This window comes from Streptomyces sp. NPDC059009, from assembly GCF_042740175.1.
Lineage (GTDB): Bacteria > Actinomycetota > Actinomycetes > Streptomycetales > Streptomycetaceae > Streptomyces.
Map to the genome: position 1 here is coordinate 21,628 of NZ_JBHYJB010000011.1, position 15,565 is coordinate 37,192.

The 15,565-nt window shown below is 70.9% G+C and carries 11 protein-coding genes; 3 read left to right on the top strand and 8 right to left on the bottom strand.

Annotation, left to right across the window (positions count from 1 at the left end):
* The first annotated feature begins 184 nt into the window (after window positions 1-184).
* Window positions 185-1,600: a helix-turn-helix domain-containing protein gene (locus ACFWYM_RS13345; RefSeq protein ID WP_384834755.1), complete on the top strand. Its 1,416-nt coding sequence runs from the start codon at window positions 185-187 to the stop codon at window positions 1,598-1,600.
* A gap of 125 nt (window positions 1,601-1,725) precedes the next feature.
* On the opposite strand, the gene ACFWYM_RS13350 is transcribed toward ACFWYM_RS13345, so the two are convergent.
* A complete protein-coding gene (locus ACFWYM_RS13350) occupies window positions 1,726-2,346 on the bottom strand; it encodes a hypothetical protein (RefSeq protein ID WP_384834758.1) in 621 nt (206 codons plus the stop codon).
* A 152-nt stretch (window positions 2,347-2,498) separates the two neighbouring features.
* A complete protein-coding gene (locus ACFWYM_RS13355; protein WP_384834764.1) occupies window positions 2,499-2,951 on the bottom strand; it encodes a DoxX family membrane protein in 453 nt (150 codons plus the stop codon).
* A 170-nt stretch (window positions 2,952-3,121) separates the two neighbouring features.
* Here ACFWYM_RS13355 and ACFWYM_RS13360 point away from each other — a divergent pair, with 170 nt between their 5' ends.
* Window positions 3,122-4,360, top strand: coding sequence for an amidohydrolase family protein (locus ACFWYM_RS13360; protein WP_384834768.1), 1,239 nt, complete (start codon window positions 3,122-3,124; stop codon window positions 4,358-4,360).
* Window positions 4,361-4,469: 109 nt separating this feature from the next.
* Complete coding sequence (locus ACFWYM_RS13365) at window positions 4,470-5,399, top strand: FkbM family methyltransferase (protein ID WP_384834771.1); 930 nt, start codon at window positions 4,470-4,472, stop codon at window positions 5,397-5,399.
* A gap of 112 nt (window positions 5,400-5,511) precedes the next feature.
* Here the strand turns inward: ACFWYM_RS13365 and ACFWYM_RS13370 are convergent, their stop codons facing one another.
* The 6 genes from ACFWYM_RS13370 to ACFWYM_RS13395 all read right to left on the bottom strand — a co-directional run bounded on the left by ACFWYM_RS13370 (window position 5,512) and on the right by ACFWYM_RS13395 (window position 15,543).
* Entirely contained in the window at window positions 5,512-6,279 is a 768-nt protein-coding gene (locus tag ACFWYM_RS13370) for a glycosyltransferase family 2 protein (protein ID WP_384834775.1), read from the bottom strand.
* A 137-nt stretch (window positions 6,280-6,416) separates the two neighbouring features.
* Complete coding sequence (locus ACFWYM_RS13375) at window positions 6,417-10,364, bottom strand: hypothetical protein (protein WP_384834778.1); 3,948 nt, start codon at window positions 10,362-10,364, stop codon at window positions 6,417-6,419.
* A gap of 644 nt (window positions 10,365-11,008) precedes the next feature.
* Window positions 11,009-12,352 carry a hypothetical protein gene (locus ACFWYM_RS13380; RefSeq protein ID WP_384834781.1) on the bottom strand — a complete coding sequence of 448 codons (1,344 nt, stop codon included), beginning with the start codon at window positions 12,350-12,352 and terminating at the stop codon, window positions 11,009-11,011.
* Window positions 12,353-13,083: 731 nt separating this feature from the next.
* Entirely contained in the window at window positions 13,084-13,815 is a 732-nt protein-coding gene (locus ACFWYM_RS13385) for a GAF and ANTAR domain-containing protein (RefSeq protein WP_384834784.1), read from the bottom strand.
* A 7-nt stretch (window positions 13,816-13,822) separates the two neighbouring features.
* Window positions 13,823-14,635, bottom strand: coding sequence for a GAF and ANTAR domain-containing protein (locus ACFWYM_RS13390; RefSeq protein ID WP_384834787.1), 813 nt, complete (start codon window positions 14,633-14,635; stop codon window positions 13,823-13,825).
* A gap of 212 nt (window positions 14,636-14,847) precedes the next feature.
* Window positions 14,848-15,543, bottom strand: coding sequence for a GAF and ANTAR domain-containing protein (locus ACFWYM_RS13395; protein WP_384834790.1), 696 nt, complete (start codon window positions 15,541-15,543; stop codon window positions 14,848-14,850).
* Window positions 15,544-15,565 lie beyond the last annotated feature (22 nt).

Below are 15,565 nucleotides of genomic sequence, written 5' to 3' on the forward strand. Positions count from 1 at the left end.
CTGGGCGGACGGCCCGTAGGGGGTGGGTGGTGAGCGTGATGACGGCATGACCGCGAAAGGCCGAGGAAGCGGAATAGGCGGACTGGGCGGGTTGGGTGGACCGGGCGGAAAAGGCGGCCCCGGCGGTTCCTGGACGGAACTGCCCCGACAGCTCGGCGCTGAGCTGCGCAAAGAGAACCGTACGGTGGCCGCGGAAGTCATCCACGAAATACGGCGGCAGATCCCGGAATTCTCCCAGCCGCTGTCCGGGAAATTCGGCGCCGACATCCAGCGGGGCGTCGAAACGGCGCTGGCCGAGTTCGTCGACCGCGTGGACGAGGGCGGCGTACGCGAACTGGACGCCGAACACCTCTCCGTCTACCGGGCGTTGGGCCGCGGCGAGCTCCTGGCGGGCCGCAGCCTGGACGCCCTCCAGGCTTCCTACCGCCTGGGCGCCCGGGTGGCCTGGCGCCGCTACGTCCGGGTGGCCCGCCGGCTGTCGGTGGGCACGGAGGGCGTGGCCCAGCTCGCCGAGGCGGCGTTCACGCACATCGACGAGATAGCGGCGGAGTCGGTCGCGGCCTACGCGGAGGCCCAGGCGGAAGCGGCCGACACCCTGGGCCGGCGCCGCCACCGCCTGCTCACCCTCCTGGTCTCCCCGGACCCCCCACCCCCAGAGCCCCTGCGCCAGGCGGCAGCAGAAGCAAACTGGCCCCTCCCGCGGGAAGTGGCAGCGGTAGCCCTGACCCCCCACCACGCAACACCCCCACCCCCCACACCGGCAGAGCCTCCACCTCCGCCCTCCACGACCCCGGTCCGGACATCCCCGGGCTCGCTCCCCACGCCCCCGGTCCGGACATCCCAGGGCTCGCCCCCGGGGGCACCCACGAGCCCGCACTCCACGACGCCAGATCCCGCGCATCCGGGCCCCGCACCCCCAGCCCCCACGGACCCCCACCGAAGCGGCGGCCCCCCAACGCCTCCACCGCCCCTACTGCCCCCACCGCCCCCGCCATACCCCGGCACCCCCACCCGCCTGATGGGCCGGGCCCGACGCCTCCCCGCCCCCGTCCTCGCGGACCTGGACGGCCCCGCCCCCTACCTCCTCGTCCCCGACCCCGAACGGCACCTCGTCGACCCCCGGGTCCAGCGGCTCCTCCAGGACCGCGCGGGCACCGTCGGCCCCACCGTCCCGCTCGCCCAGGCCGCCGACTCCCTCCGCTGGGCCCGCACCCTCCACACGCACCCCCGGCAGCCCCCGCACCCCGGCCCCACCGGCCCCACCGAATCCACCACTCCCGCCGACCCCGCCGACCCCGGCGACCGCCTCACCGACCTCCTGCTCCTGGCCGACCCGGCCCTCGTACGCCTGATGGCCGCGCGCCGCCTGGCGCCCCTCGACACGCTCACCCCCAAACAGCGCGACCGCCTCAGCCGCACCCTCCTCGCCCACCTCCAGAGCCCCCACGGCACCGCCCCGGAACTGGCCGCCCGCCTCTCCATCCACCCCCAGACCGCCCGCCAGCGCCTCCACCGACTGCAGCACCTCTTCGGCGGTCAACTCACCGACCCCGAGGCCCGGTTCGAGATGGAGGCGGCTTTACGAGCGGCGCTCCTGTGAGGCGTAGACGAACAGATCAGACGCACCCGACAAGCCGGAGCCGCCCCAACAGGTCAGAGTTCCCCGGTAGATCGAACGGGCCCGGTAGATCGAAGAGGCTCAGCAGAGCGAAGAGGCCCGGCACATCAGAGATGCAGCATCGACATCAACTCTGGGCTCCGCGTCCCGGTCTCCACCTCCGGAGTCGCCTGACCGGCCTGCATCCACCCCGCCGCCTCCGCCGCCGCGACCGCCTCGGCCTCCGCCGCGTCCGCCGCCGCGTTCAGCTCCTCGTTCTCCCCCTTGGCCCCCGCACCGGCCGCCGCAGCAGCGGCCACGGACGCCTTCAGCGCGGCAGCGCACGCGGCCGCGGCGAGCTCACCCACCTCAGCCACCTCGCCCGCCTCACCCATCTCGCCCGCCGACCCGGCACCCCCGGCACCCCCGGCACCCCCGGCACCCCCGGCACCCCCGGCACCCCCGGCACCATCGTGCGCCTTACCCATCTGCGCCGCCTGCGCCGCCGACGCCGCCGCGTTCCGGGCGCACCGCGAATCCGCGGCCGGGTCCGGCTCGCTCTCGGAGAGCACCGCGACGGCCTGTGCGGCAACGCGAGCGGCGTGCGCCGCCTTCCAGGCGACCCCTTCGGCCGCCTGGCCGCCCTGCTGGATGTAGTGGTGGGTGGCCGCGGCCCGGGTCGCGGCGCTCTTGGCACGCACGGCGTGACCGGCCCGCGCGGCGTCGTTGTCGGCGTCGTGTTCGCTCATGTCCATCCATCTCCGTAACCGCCCGACGTGGGCAGAGAAGTGCGCAGCGCTTCAAGCGTCCGGCAGAGTCGCACGCCGGCCCCCAACAGGCCAGAGGCCCACACGGATTGCACTCGCGGGCGTTACAGGCCGTGGGTGGAGGGGGGTGAGCCTCACGCCCCGAAGAGCCCCAGCCCCGCATCCACCGACCACACCTGCCACCCCATCGCGAACAGCGCGACCACCGAGATCAGCGCCATCATCAGGTTCTGCCCCTGCTCGGCCCAGTCATGGATCATCAGGACCAGGTAGATCAGATTGAGCAGCAGCCCGCCGACGAGGGCGATCGGCGTGAGGAAGCCGACGATCAGGCCGAGACCGAGCGCCAGCTCCGCGTACGCGACGATGTACGCCATCACCTGGGGCCGAGGCTTCACGGTCACATCGAAGCCCGCCCGCACGAACTGCCAGCGGTGCTTCTCGGCGATGCCCACCGCCCAGTCGATCCCCCCTCCGGTGAACCACGTCTTCTTGTCCTTGTGGCGCCAGCTCTCCAGCCACCACAGGCCGAGCCCGATCCGCAGCACGGCCAGCCACTCGGCTCCGCTGAGCCAGATCGTCTCCATCGCGCGCGTCCTTCCCCAGGGCAACCTGACGGTGCGTCAGTTCAGCGGATGTCGGCCGATCGCGCAAGGGGGTGCGGGGCCTTGCCGTTCCGCAGGTTCGCCCATAACCTCAATCTGATGGATCGTCAGATTCGAGATGCCGAAACCGGCAGGCAGTAGGGGGCAAAGCAGTGGTCAAGAACGACGTCGGCACCAAGGAGCTCCCCCGGGTCATCAGCGTGGACGACCACGTGATCGAGCCCGCGCACCTCTTCGAGAGGTGGCTCCCGAGCAAGTACCGGGACCGTGGGCCGAAGCCCTTCACGGCCGGTATCGGCGAACTGGAGTACATCGGCGGCAAGTACAAGTTCACGACGGACCCGGACGGCCAGATCACCGACTGGTGGGAGTACGAGGGCGACATCTTCCCGTACAAGCGCATCATCGCGGCCGTCGGCTTCTCCCGCGACGAGATGACGCTCGACGGCATCACCCGCGAGCAGATGCGGCGCGGCTGCTGGGACCCGAAGGCGCGCCTGGCGGACATGGACGTCAACCATGTCGAGGCGTCGCTCTGCTTCCCGACCTTCCCGCGCTTCTGCGGCCAGACGTTCGCGGAGGCCAAGGACAAGGAGGTGGGCCTCGCCTGCGTCCGGGCGTACAACGACTGGATGGTGGAGGAGTGGTGCGGCGACAGCGGCGGCCGCCTGATCCCGCTGTGCCTGATCCCGCTGTGGGACGTCGACCTGGCCGTCGCCGAGATCAGGCGGAACGCGGCGCGGGGCGTGCGCGCGGTGACGTTCTCCGAGATCCCGACGTACCTAGGGCTCCCGTCCATCCACTCCGGCTACTGGGACCCGTTCTTCGCGGCCTGCGAGGAGACCGGGACCGTCGTCAACATGCACATCGGCTCGTCCTCGCAGATGCCGGCGGCGTCGCCCGACGCACCCCCTGCCGTCCAGGCGTCGCTGAGCTTCAACAACGCCATGGCGTCGATGATGGACTTCCTCTTCTCCGGCGTCCTGGTGAAGTTCCCGCGGCTCAAACTCGCCTACAGCGAGGGGCAGATGGGCTGGATCCCGTACGCCCTGGAGCGCGCGGACGACGTGTGGGAGGAGCACCGGGCGTGGGGCGGGGTGAAGGACCTGATCCCCGAGCCGCCGTCGACCTACTACTACCGGCAGATCTTCTGCTGCTTCTTCCGCGACAAGCACGGCGTGGAGGCGATCGAGACGGTCGGCGTGAACAACGCGACCTTCGAGACCGACTACCCGCACGTCGACTCGACGTGGCCGCACACGAAGAAGGTGGCGGCGGATCACGTCGGCCATCTGCCGTACGACATCCAGTACAAACTCCTGCGCGGCAACGCGATCCGCATGCTGGACCTGCCCTTCGACCGGGACAGCGCCGGCAATCTGCCCTACTGAGCGAGGAGTTCGTCCGCCGACGACGCTGAGGGCGGGGCCGCCCTCAGCGTTATCCTTCGTCCTGATCTACGTGATCTTGCTCCCTTGATCCGCAGAGAGAGGCGACCGGATGAGCAACCCCCTTGCGGAGGCCGCCGTCACGCTCGGCCGCGCCTACGTCCGCCGAGCCCCCGGCTCGCTCCTCAAGGGGGCGCTGGCCGCCGGTCTGCTCAACCCCCGGCTGCGCGACCACCCGCGCCGGCGCGTGGTCGACGTCGTGTCCGGCGCCCGATTCGCCGTCGACACCCAGGACTTGATCCAGCGCTACCTCTACCTCTTCGGGGCCTGGGAGCCCCACATGACCCACTGGCTCCGCGGCCGTCTGCGCCCCGGCGACGTCATGGTGGATGTCGGCGCCAACATCGGCGTGTTCGCGGTGCTCGGGTCCCGCCTGGTCGGCCGTACGGGAAAGGTGGTGGCCATCGAAGCCTCACCCGCCTTCCACAGCAGGCTCGTTCAGCACGCCGCCCTGAACGGCTGCGCCAACATCAGAGCGCTCAACACAGCGGTCTCGGACACCGAGAAGACCCTGACCTTCGTCCTGGCCAGCTCGCACAACATGGGCGCCAACTCGATCGTCCCGTACGCGGGTCCGGCGGAATCCCGCTTCGAGACCGAGGCGCTGCCGCTGACGGAGCTCCTGGAGCCGGACGAGGTGACCAGGGCCCGCGTGATCAAGATAGACGTGGAGGGTGCGGAGGGCGCCGTGGTCCGCGGACTCGCCCCCCTGCTCGACCGGCTCCGCCCGGACGTGGAGCTGGCCGTCGAGGTCACACCGGACCGCATGGCCCAACTCGGCGACTCGATCGATGAGTTGATGGAGACGATGCAAAGGGCCGGGTTCCACGCCTACCGACTGCCCACGGACTACGCGGCGGCCCACTACCCGCGGGCCCTGCGCCGCCCCGCCTCCCCCGTCCGCCTGCGGCAACCGATCGAGGGGGAGACGGAGCTGGTCTTCTCGCGCGTCGACGCGGCGGAGCTCAGCAGCCCGCGCTGACGTTCTTGCAGTAGACCCAGCCCGGTCGATGAGCCGCAACCGTGCCCAGGAGGGGAGGGGAGTGGCCATGGGTTCGGTGTGTCCCGGACAGCGGAGAGAGCGTCCCCGCCGGTCAGGATCTTGTCCGGGACAGCGGATACCGCCACCCCAGCCCCTCCAGCACCCGCGCCCTGGCCGCCACCACCGCCATCCGCGCCTCCCGCTCCACCGCGTCCCCATGCGCCGCCTGGCCCGTCGCCTGCCCCTCCCACTTGCGGTAGAGGAGGCCGACCTCGGGCGAGAACCAGCCGCGGGAAACGGAGTTGAGGGCCAGCAGCAGGCCCGTGTCCTCCGAGGCGGGCAGCGCCATCCAGCCGCCCACCGCGAGCAGCAGGTCGCGGCGTACGCACAGCGTCGCCGGGTGGACCTGCGCCCGGTAGTCGTGCGCGGCCCAGTGGTCGGTCACGGCGCCGCGCTCGATCGGGCCGGGCTCCGGGTCCCCGGGAAAGCCGACCGTCCTGCCGTCGGGCAGCAGGTCGAGCGCGCGCGACGTCGCCCAGCCGATGCCGGGGTCGGCCTCGAGTGCCGCCAGGTCGCGGGCGAGCGTGCCCGGGGGCAGCTGGTCGTCGGCGTCCAGGACCTTCACATACGGGCCGTCGGCGTGCGCCAGGGCCATCATGCGGGCGACCCCGGGGCCGCCGGGCCGCCCCTGCCGGAACGTCACGCGCTCGTCGGCGGGCACGTACGGCGCGACCGCGTCGCTCTCGCCGTCCTCCTGGACCAGCCAGTGCCAGTCCCACCCGTCGGGCAACTCCTGTGCGCACAGCGATGTGTACGCGTCGGGCAGGAAGCGGGCCGACGGTCCGTGCACGGCCGTGACGATGCAGATGCGCCGGCTCACGGCTCACCGCCTTTCAGGGTTGCGAAGGGCCCGATCGCTGGCGACGGGGGATCCGCCAGCGATCGGGCCGGGCACCACCGTAACAAGGTTGCTTCTGCGATGGGAGCCAACTGTTCGGCCAGAGTGCGCAGTTGTGGTCATTTCTCGTCGCACGGCGGCTCGTACGAGAGGCGCGGCAGATACTCGTCCCACTTCTCCGGCGTCAGCACGCCCCGCGTGGTCGCGCAGATCCGCTGGATCGCCTCGTCGGCGTCCAGGTTCCACAGCCGTACGGTGTCCGCGCCGCTCGACACCCCGAGCAGGTCGGTCCGCGGGCTGAAGGACAGGAAGCTGCCGGTCTTGGCGTTGGGGCTCATCGACTGGCCGATGGGTTCGGGGTCGGAGGGCTGCGCGACGTCCCACAGGCGGACCGTGTTGTCGTTGCCGCCGCTCGCGAGCGTCCGGCTGTCCCGGCTGAACGTCAGCGACACCACCGCGTCGGTGTGGCCGGTGAGGGGGGAGTCGAGGCGCGTCGCCCGCCCGGAGTCGGCGATCTCCCAGAGCCGCACCGTGCCGTCGTCGCTGCCGCTGGCCAGGGTGTGCCCGTCGGGGCTGTACGCCAGCGTGTTGACCGGCCCCAGATGGCTGGTGAGCGGCGCGCCGAGGCGCACGGCGTGGCGGCGGTCGGCGATGTTCCAGAGCCGGATCGTGCCGTCCGCGCTGCCACTGGCGAGGGAGTCGCCGTCCGGGCTGAAGGCGAGGGAGTTGATGTATCCCTTGTGGCCGGGGAGCGGCGCCCCGAGCGGGCGCGGCCGGGACGGCGCGGCGACGTCCCACAGTTGAACGGTGCGGTCGGTCTGCGCCGTCGCGAGCGTGCGCCCGTCCGGGCTGAAGGCCAGCGCCTGGGGGCCGGTGAAGCGGGTGCGCAGGGTCGTGGCCGGGCCGTGGGCGACGGGCCGGCCCGGATCGGAGACGTCCCACAGCTGCACGGCGCTGCTTCCGGTCAGCACGGCGAGGGTCCGCCCGTCGGGGGAGAACACCAGCGAACGCACGTCCCCCGCACTGGGCTTGAAGGGTGTGCTCAGCGCCCTCGGGCTCTTGGGGCGCTGCACGTTCCACAGCCGCACCTTGTCGTCCCGCGCGGCCGTCGCCAGCACCTTCCCGTCCGGCCGGAACGCCCCGGTCCTGCCGAGCATGTCCGAGGTCGGTATCGACCACAGCCGGACCTTGCTGTCGCCGGTCCCGGTGGCGAGCCGCTTCCCGTCCGGGCTGAAGCCGAGGGCGTACATCTCCCCGCTGCTGCCCGCGAGCGGCTCCCCGACCTGCGACGGATGCGCCGGGTCGCTCACGTTCCACAGGCTCGCCGTGCTGTCCGCGCTGGCGGCCGCGAGCATGGACCCGTCGGGGTTGAACGCCACCGACCAGATGGGCCCGGTGTGTCCGGCGAGCGGCGCCCCGAGCGACTTCGCGTGCCGCGGGTCGCTCACGTCCCACAGCCGTACGGTGTCGTCCACGCCGCCGCTCGCGAGGGTGCGCCCGTCGGGGTTGAAGGCCACGGAGTGCACCGTGCCGGTGTGCCCGGTCAGGGCGGTGCCGATGCGCTGGGGGCGCCGTGGATCGGCCATGTCCCACAGCCTGATGGAGCCGTCGTCGCCACCGGCCGCGAGGGTGCGCCCGTCGTGGCTGAACGCCACGGAGCGCACGGCGGCGGAGTGCCCGGTCAGGGAGCCGAGCGCCTTCGGGCGCCGTGGGTCCGCCATGTCCCACAGGTGCACCTTGCGGTCGTCGGCGGCGGCGGCCAGCGTGCGCCCGTCCGGGCTGAACGCGAGCAGATAGATCGTGCCGCCGTGCCCGGCCACCGGCCCGCCGAGCGCCCGCGGATGCCGGGGGTTGCGGACGTCCCACAGCCGCACCGTCCCGTCGTCCCCGGTGCTGGCGAGGGTGTTGCCGTCCGGGCTGAAGACCGCGCTGCTGACCCAACTCGTGTGCCCGGTCAGGGGTTTGCCGAGCGCGCGCGGATGCCGCGGATCCCGTACGTCCCACAGCCGCACGGTGCGGTCGTAGCTGGCGGTGGCGAGGGTCTTGCCGTCCGGGCTGAAGGAGGTGAGGTAGACGGCGCCGGTGTGCCCGATGAGCGGCGTCGCAAGGGGCGCGTTCACGATGGAGACGAGCCGGTTCCGCACACCTTCGTCGTCGGACCGCAAATCATGTGCCACAAGATCAAGTTGGGCGGAGAGCGACGGATCGGTGAACTGCGCGCGATCGGCCTCGGCGACCACCTGCTGGAACACCGCGTCGTCCCGCTGCCGCCAGGCGATCACCGCGGCACTGACCGCCACCATGGCCAGCACGAGCAGCGCCGACACGGCGGCACGGCGTATCCATACGGTACGTCGGCGCAGCCGGGCCGAGGCGGCCAGGAAGTCCACCGCGCTCCGCGTCAGGAAGGTGTCACCGGCCGACTTCGCCCAGCCCCGGGCCTGTTCGAGCCGGGACCCCCGGTACAGCAGCGCCGTATCCCGCTCGGAGTCCTCCCAGGCACGTCCGTCCTCTTCGAGCCGCTGCCGCAGCAAATGGTCATTGCGGTCCTCGTCGATCCAGTCCCGCAGCCGCGGCCAGGCATGCAGCAGCGCCTCGTGGGTGATCTCCACGGTCTCCGCGTCGAGCGTCACCAGCCGGGCGCGCACCAGCGCCTCGAGCGACTCCTCGGTCTTGCCCGGATCCGTCGACTCGTCCGCCAACTGCCGCCGCGTCCCCCGCCGCCGTGTGGCCTGGGTGTCCTCTCCCAGCCGTACGAGCCGGAGCAGCAGCAGCCGCGCGGCCGTGCGCGCCGCCGGGTCGAGACCGGACCAGGCCCGCTCGGCGGTCGCCGCCACCGCCCCCTGGATCCCTCCGGCGGCCCGGTACCCGGCCAGCGTCAGCCGTCCCGTCTTCCGCCGCTGCCAGGTGGCGAGCAGCGCATGCGACAGCAGTGGCAGCACGCCCGCGTCATGAGCCCCGCGCGGCCCGTCCGTGCTCACCTCCCGCACGATCAACTCCGCGAGCCCCGGCTCCAGCTCGAGCCCCACGGCCTTGGCCGGCCCCGTCACGGCCTTGCGCAACTCCGCGGCGGTCAGCGGCCCGAGCACCATGTGCCGGTGCTGCAGCGCGTCGGCCAGCTCGGGATAGGCCAGGCACTCCTCGTAGAAGTCGGCGCGGACCCCGAGAACGACGACGGCGGCAGCCCGCTCACCACCGTCGGCGGGCGAGCCGAGATCATGCAGCAGCCGAATGAAGGTACGCCGCTCCGCCTCGTCCGAGCAGAGGGTGAAGGTCTCCTCGAACTGATCGACGATGACGACGGGCCGCCCGTCGAGAACGACGGAATCCCTGCCATCGGACCGCCCGACCACACCCCCCTCGGGAATGAGCCGAGCAAGCTCAGGGATCTGCCGGACCAACTCCCCGACAGGATCACTCCCCGGCACAAACTGCCGCACACCACCCCCTTCCCCCTCGCCCCCCAACACCCCCCTCTCCAGGGCAGGCACCAGCCCGGCGTTGAGCAGGGAGGACTTCCCGGCCCCCGAGGCACCCACGAGCATGACGAGCCCGCCGCCCGAGGTCTGTGCCGCACGGAGCTGGGCGACGAGCGAGTCCGTGCTCCGCTCCCGCCCGAAGAACCACTGGGCGTCCTGCTGCCGGTACGAGGCGAGCCCCCGGTACGGACACACGCCCGCAGCGGCCGACTCCTCGACGGCACCCCGCGCCTCGTCGTCCTCCGCGACGGCCCCGGACACCGCGTGCTCCCACAGGCGCTGCCACTGAGCCATGTCGTACAGCCCGGCGGAGACCGGCGCGGGCCGCTCCCGCCGCGCTTCAGGTATCAGGATGTGCAGAACGGCTGCGAGGGCGGCGAATTGGGCAGGCACATTCCTGGCCCGCCGCCAGTCACTGATCCGCTGCGCGGACACCCTTACGGGCCGCCCTCTTTCATCGACCCGCTGCAGTCTTACGACGGAATCGGAGACGCGCTTGAGAGGAGGGTTACCGGCTTCCGAGTACAGCAGCGCGAGGCGTTCCGCGAAGGCTGTGCGTGCCCCTGAGTCGGAACTCAAGGCGTCCACCCCTTCCCTCCGCTGCCCTTGAACATCCGGACCGGAAAACTCACTTTATACGGCTGACCTGCGGTTTAGGACTCCGGATGCCGCCCCAATCTCCCCCGGACACGCCACAGCTGGCAGGATCACGACGCAGTAGCGAGCCAACTACGCGGCGTCCTGGCAGGTCACCAGCTCGGTGCTCGGAGCGGCGACTCAAGGCACCGCATGTTTCTGAGTCTGAATTCCGCTCGAGTTGCGACGGTGTCGGCACGTGATGTCAACAGACTTTTGCCTCCCCTCCCATCCGGATCATAGGCAATCACTCCAGATCCGGAAATCCCCCATTCCATGCCGATACGCCGATACGGCATGGGGCGGGCGTCGTCCGCGACGTATCGGTGCCGGTCCCCACGTGGGGAGGGACCGGAGCCGACACGACGCGGACGACGCCCGAGCCACACACAACGCAGATCAGGCCCGGTACTGATTTCTCAGTACCGGGCCTGACCTGGTATTTCAGCTGTCGGGGTGGTTGGTCTTGGGTGGTGTCGGGAGGGTTCGGGTTGCGAGTCGGCCCGCAGAACTCGGCCCCGCCGATTGAAGAAGGCAGCGGGACCGCGTAGCCCAGGGCGGCTTCCCGGCCGCCAGGAGCCCGGCGGCCTGGCACCTCAGAGCTCGTCGCGGTCCCAGTCTCCGAGGTTCTGGTTCCCCGCCTTGTACTTGTAGGGCCAGATGCCCAGAGGGGAACGCCTGCCGAACGCATCGCCCAGGACATCGACGTAATTGCCGGTCTCCGCATGGCGCAGCCGGAAGGCTCCGGAGACATCGCCGGACAGCTGGGTGAAGTTCTGGCTGTCCTGGAGGTTTTCGTTCGGGCCGTGGCAGCTCTGGAGCTGGAGGAGCGCACTGCCGTTGCCCTGCTCAACGGGCTTGGCCGAGCGGTCGATGCACTGGTTGGTGCCTGCCAGCTGGATGCGCAGGACGGGGTGCCCGCCGATCCACTGCCCGTCCTGCTCGACGAACTGGAACTGCTGGTTGGGGCGGTTCTCGTCGTCGTAGGTGATGATTTGGGTCCCGTTGTCCGTAGACGCGCCCGCTGCGTCGAGGACCATCGCGGCGCCCGCGCTGGGGGCGTGGATCTCGTCCGCCGCCGGCACGCCGGCCCCGGCGGCCAGGGCGCCGTAGGCCACCGGCCAGTGGTCGCTGCTCCCGTTGTTCAGGACCGTGGCGTTCCAGGCCCATGGGTCGAGGTTGCTGATCATGTAATCGAGTTCCCGGCCGCTCTGGTGCGTGGCCTGGTTGGGGGCGTGCAAGTGCCAGTCGCCTTGGCGTTCCCCTTCCCAGCTCTCGGGTTCCCGGTTGTAGTCACCCAGGACGGCCCAGTCCCAGCCGTGGCCGTGTGCGTACGCCGCAGCCAGGGACACCAGCCGAGGTGTATCGAAGCCGCGGCCGCCCCCGGTGCTGCCGGCGCTGCCGTGAATGCTGAAGTGCATCACGTTGCTGCCCGCGGGCCTCACCCCGAGGAGCGGCCGCAGCCGGTAGGGGTCATAGGGGTTGGCGATGACGGCCACGTCCTGCACCGGCTGGGTGGTCAGGAAGGCGAGCGCCCGGGTGATGCGCTGCGGGTTCTCGTCATCGCCCACAACGGGCAGGTAGTACAAGTACCGCTCGGCGCCACGCGAGGTGCCGTCCGGGCGGTAGGCGTAGGCCCCCACGCCGTACGGCAGACCACCGTTCACCTCACGAGGGTGCGGGAGCTCGTTCTGCTCCAGACGCCGCGAGCCGGCAGGGAGGCTTGCCGGGCTGCCATTGGCGTCCAGCGGAGCTTCCTGGAGCGCCACGACGTTGTGCGTGTTCAGAAGCCGACTGGCCTCCGCCCACTTGTACGTGCCTCCTTGCATGTTCCAGTTCGCCGGCCGGTCCGGCGGATCTCCCTCCTGCGCAGAGGCTGCCCCCGGCATCGCCAGCGTTGCGGCGATCAGGGCGGTCAGCAGCCCGATGACCGCGGTCACCGCGCAGGTGGTACGTGAGGGTTTACGGCTTGATATCACGTTCGCCTTTCTGGTCCAGGGCACACCAGAACCCGGTGCATCCTGCACGGACCCTACCGCCCCAAGGCTCGGAACTCGGCGATCTCCCGCCGCTTTCAAGGCAGTTGGCGCATTTCCGTAAAATGGCACGGACAGCTGGAGGACCAGTCCTCGGCTCTGCGACCCTCCCCAGCACGTGTCCGCGTGCACCCCTCCGCGCAAGGTCTGCGCCCCAGCATTCCCTTCGCGCGCCCTTTGGATCTGGCGGCACGGGCCGAGGGAGCCGCGCCCTCCCCATCAGCTCTCCAGAAACAGAAAAAGCCAGGTCAGACTGGGTCTGACCTGGCTTTCAAAATGTGGCCCCCAACGCACATCAGGCCCGGTACTGATCTCTCAGTACCGGGCCTGGCCTGGTATTTCAGCTGTCGGGGTGGCGGGATTTGAACCCACGACCTCTTCGTCCCGAATGAGGTTCGGTTGCTGATCTTGCCTGCACGGATGGCATTTCCGCTGGTCAGGGGCGTGGTATCGGTCGGCCTCGCGTGGTGTGGGCGGGGCTTCGGGAGTAAGTCGGCTCCCAAACGGCTCCCAGCGTGCTTGCGTGGGTGAGTATCCATGCCCCCGCACGGGCGCTTCTGTCCTGCGCCGGATGTCGCGATGGGCGCACCCGGCCAGGTCCGGGATGCTCGGCGCCGGCTTCCACAAGGGACGGGTCAGGGCGCGGCGGCCAGGACGGTGGCCGGGTCGAGGTCGCCGCGGATGAGTGCCTGGGCAGCGTCGACGAGGCGTCCGCCGTTGGTCCTGCAGTAGGTGCGCAGGGCTTGGTGGGCCTGGGCCAGGCCAAGGTCGCCGTGTTGGGCGAGCATGCCGGTGGCGGTCTCGACGGCGGCCTTGGCGGACAGGGTGGACTGGACGCGGGTGAGGATGTCGGTGGGCCGGACCGGCTCGGGGCGATAGTGAATCAGGGCGAGGGCGGCGACGTCGGCGAGGGCCTGCGCCAGACGCAGCTCGGCGTCGGGCAGGCCGCCCGGTGATTCGAGCAGCAGATTGACCGCGCCGATGACCTGGTGGTCGGCGCGCAGCGGCAGGGCGTGTGCGGCCCGGTAGCCGGCCCGGACCGCGAGTGGCGCCAGCTGCGGCCAACGGTCGGTGCTTTCGCCCAGGTCGGTGGCGTTGACGGGCTCTCCGGTGCGGTAGCAGTCCAGGCAGGGGCCCTCGTCGGCCTGCAGCCGGAACAGTTCGAACAGGGCGGCGCCGTCATCGGAGACGGCCATGGTGCGCAAACTGCCCCGGGCGGTGGCCATCATGATGCCGGTCTCGGCGGCACCGATCAGGGTGACGCAGTGCCGGGCCAGCTGGTCGAGGAGGACGACCGGGTCGAAGTCGTCGGCGAGGGTGTCGGCCAGCCCGACGAATGCCTCGGCGAGCTGCTGTTCACGGTCCACGAACCGTTCACCGTCCCTCTTGTTCTGTTCCGGGTTGCCGCTCCGCGTCGCCCGGATCCTGCCCTGTTTCTTGATGGAAGCGGAGGGTTCGAGTGAGGACGTCGCGGGCGAGCTCGGTCACCGTGCGCCCCTGAGTGAACGCGCGGGCTCTGAGTCGGTCCAGGGCCTGTTGCGGGTCAACTCCCAGCTGGACCATGATCATGCCGACGGCCTGGTGTACTTCCGCGTGGTCGGCTTCCGCGGCCTCTACCCATGACGCTACTCCGCCCTCGGGTGCCTGACCGTCTCCGTCCGGGTCAGGCATCAGATTCAGTACCGCGAAGGTGGCCGTGTCCCGTACCAGCAGAGCGATCTGCAGCTCCTGCCCGGACAAGGTGCCTGCCGTATCGCGGTACAGATCGAGGGTGCCGATCGCCTGTCCACTGCTGCCCAGCGGCAGCGAGCACACCGACCGCACCCCCAGCTCGATGGCCTGGTGGGCGAATACCGGCCATCTGCGGGCGTCCGGCCCTCGCGTGAGGTCCGCGGCGATGACCGGTGCCACCAGATCCACGGCTGTCTGACACGGACCGTCACCAAGCGTGTACTGGGCCTCGGCGAGACGGGCCGCAGTGCTGTCACTGGCACACCACAGGGTGTGGACCGAGCCGCCTGCGGTCAGAGACACGGAGGCACCGGTGACGGGGAGTAGTTCCACGCACAGCCGGCACAGCGCCGCGGGAACCTGGCGGGGGGCGACTCTACGGGCGGCCGCAGCCAGGGCGTCCGTGATGTTCCTCTGTGTCGCGGTGTCGTCGCTGTCGCGGTGCTCGGGCCGCATCCTCGACACCTCCACCCGTCCTGCTCGGCCAACTGTCCTGATCCGTCAGTATCCTGCACCGCCTCGGGGCGACGGAGGAACTTGGCCGTCATGGCCGACGTGGCTGTGGCTGACTCTGCGAACCCCGCACGGCACGGCTGAGCTGCCACCGTCCGGTGCTTCCGCCGTGGTCGGCGTTTCAGCTCGCGCCCGACAAGGTGTACGGATTCGGATCAGGAGGGCGAGTCCAGGCGGGACTGTTGATGGACGACGTCGTGGGCGACGTCGAGGAGGGGGCGGTCGTGGGTGAAGGCGTAGGCGCGCAGCCGGGCCAGGGCCTGGTCGATGGGGACGTGCAGTCGGGCGCTGAGGGCGCCGGTTGCCTGGTGGACCAGGGCGCGGTGCAGGGGCAGTGGGTTGTGGCTGCTCAGGTCGTGGGTGCCTGTGGGGGTGAGGATGATGAGGGTGGCGGTTTCGGCGAGGGTGAGGGCGTCGGTCATCTGTGTGCGGGTGGGGCTCGCGGGTGTGCTGCGGTGGCCGGTGAGGGCTCCGAGCCGGATGGCGCCCAGATGCAGCGGTAGGGCGTAGACGGCGCGTACCGGGTGGTTGTGGGTGGCGGGCAGTAGGGCGGGCCAGCGGTGTTCCGGCACCGCGTGCAGGTCGGGCACGATCACGGGTTCGCCGGTGCGGGCGGCGTCGCAGGTGGGGCCCTCTCCGAGGGTGTACTGCAGGTCTTCGAAGGCGGTGGCGACGGTGTCGGCCGGGTCGTGCCAGACCAGTTCGAGGCCGGCTCGGTTGGACAGGGAGATGGCCAAAGAGTCGAGGCCCAGTGCGGCCGCGCATGCGGCGGGCGGCAGGGCCGCGAGACCCTGGCCGGTCTCGGTGGCCGCGGCGAGGAGCCCGGTGAGGTCGGGGGTGTCTGCGGGCACAGCGGGACCTCCTTGGCTGAGG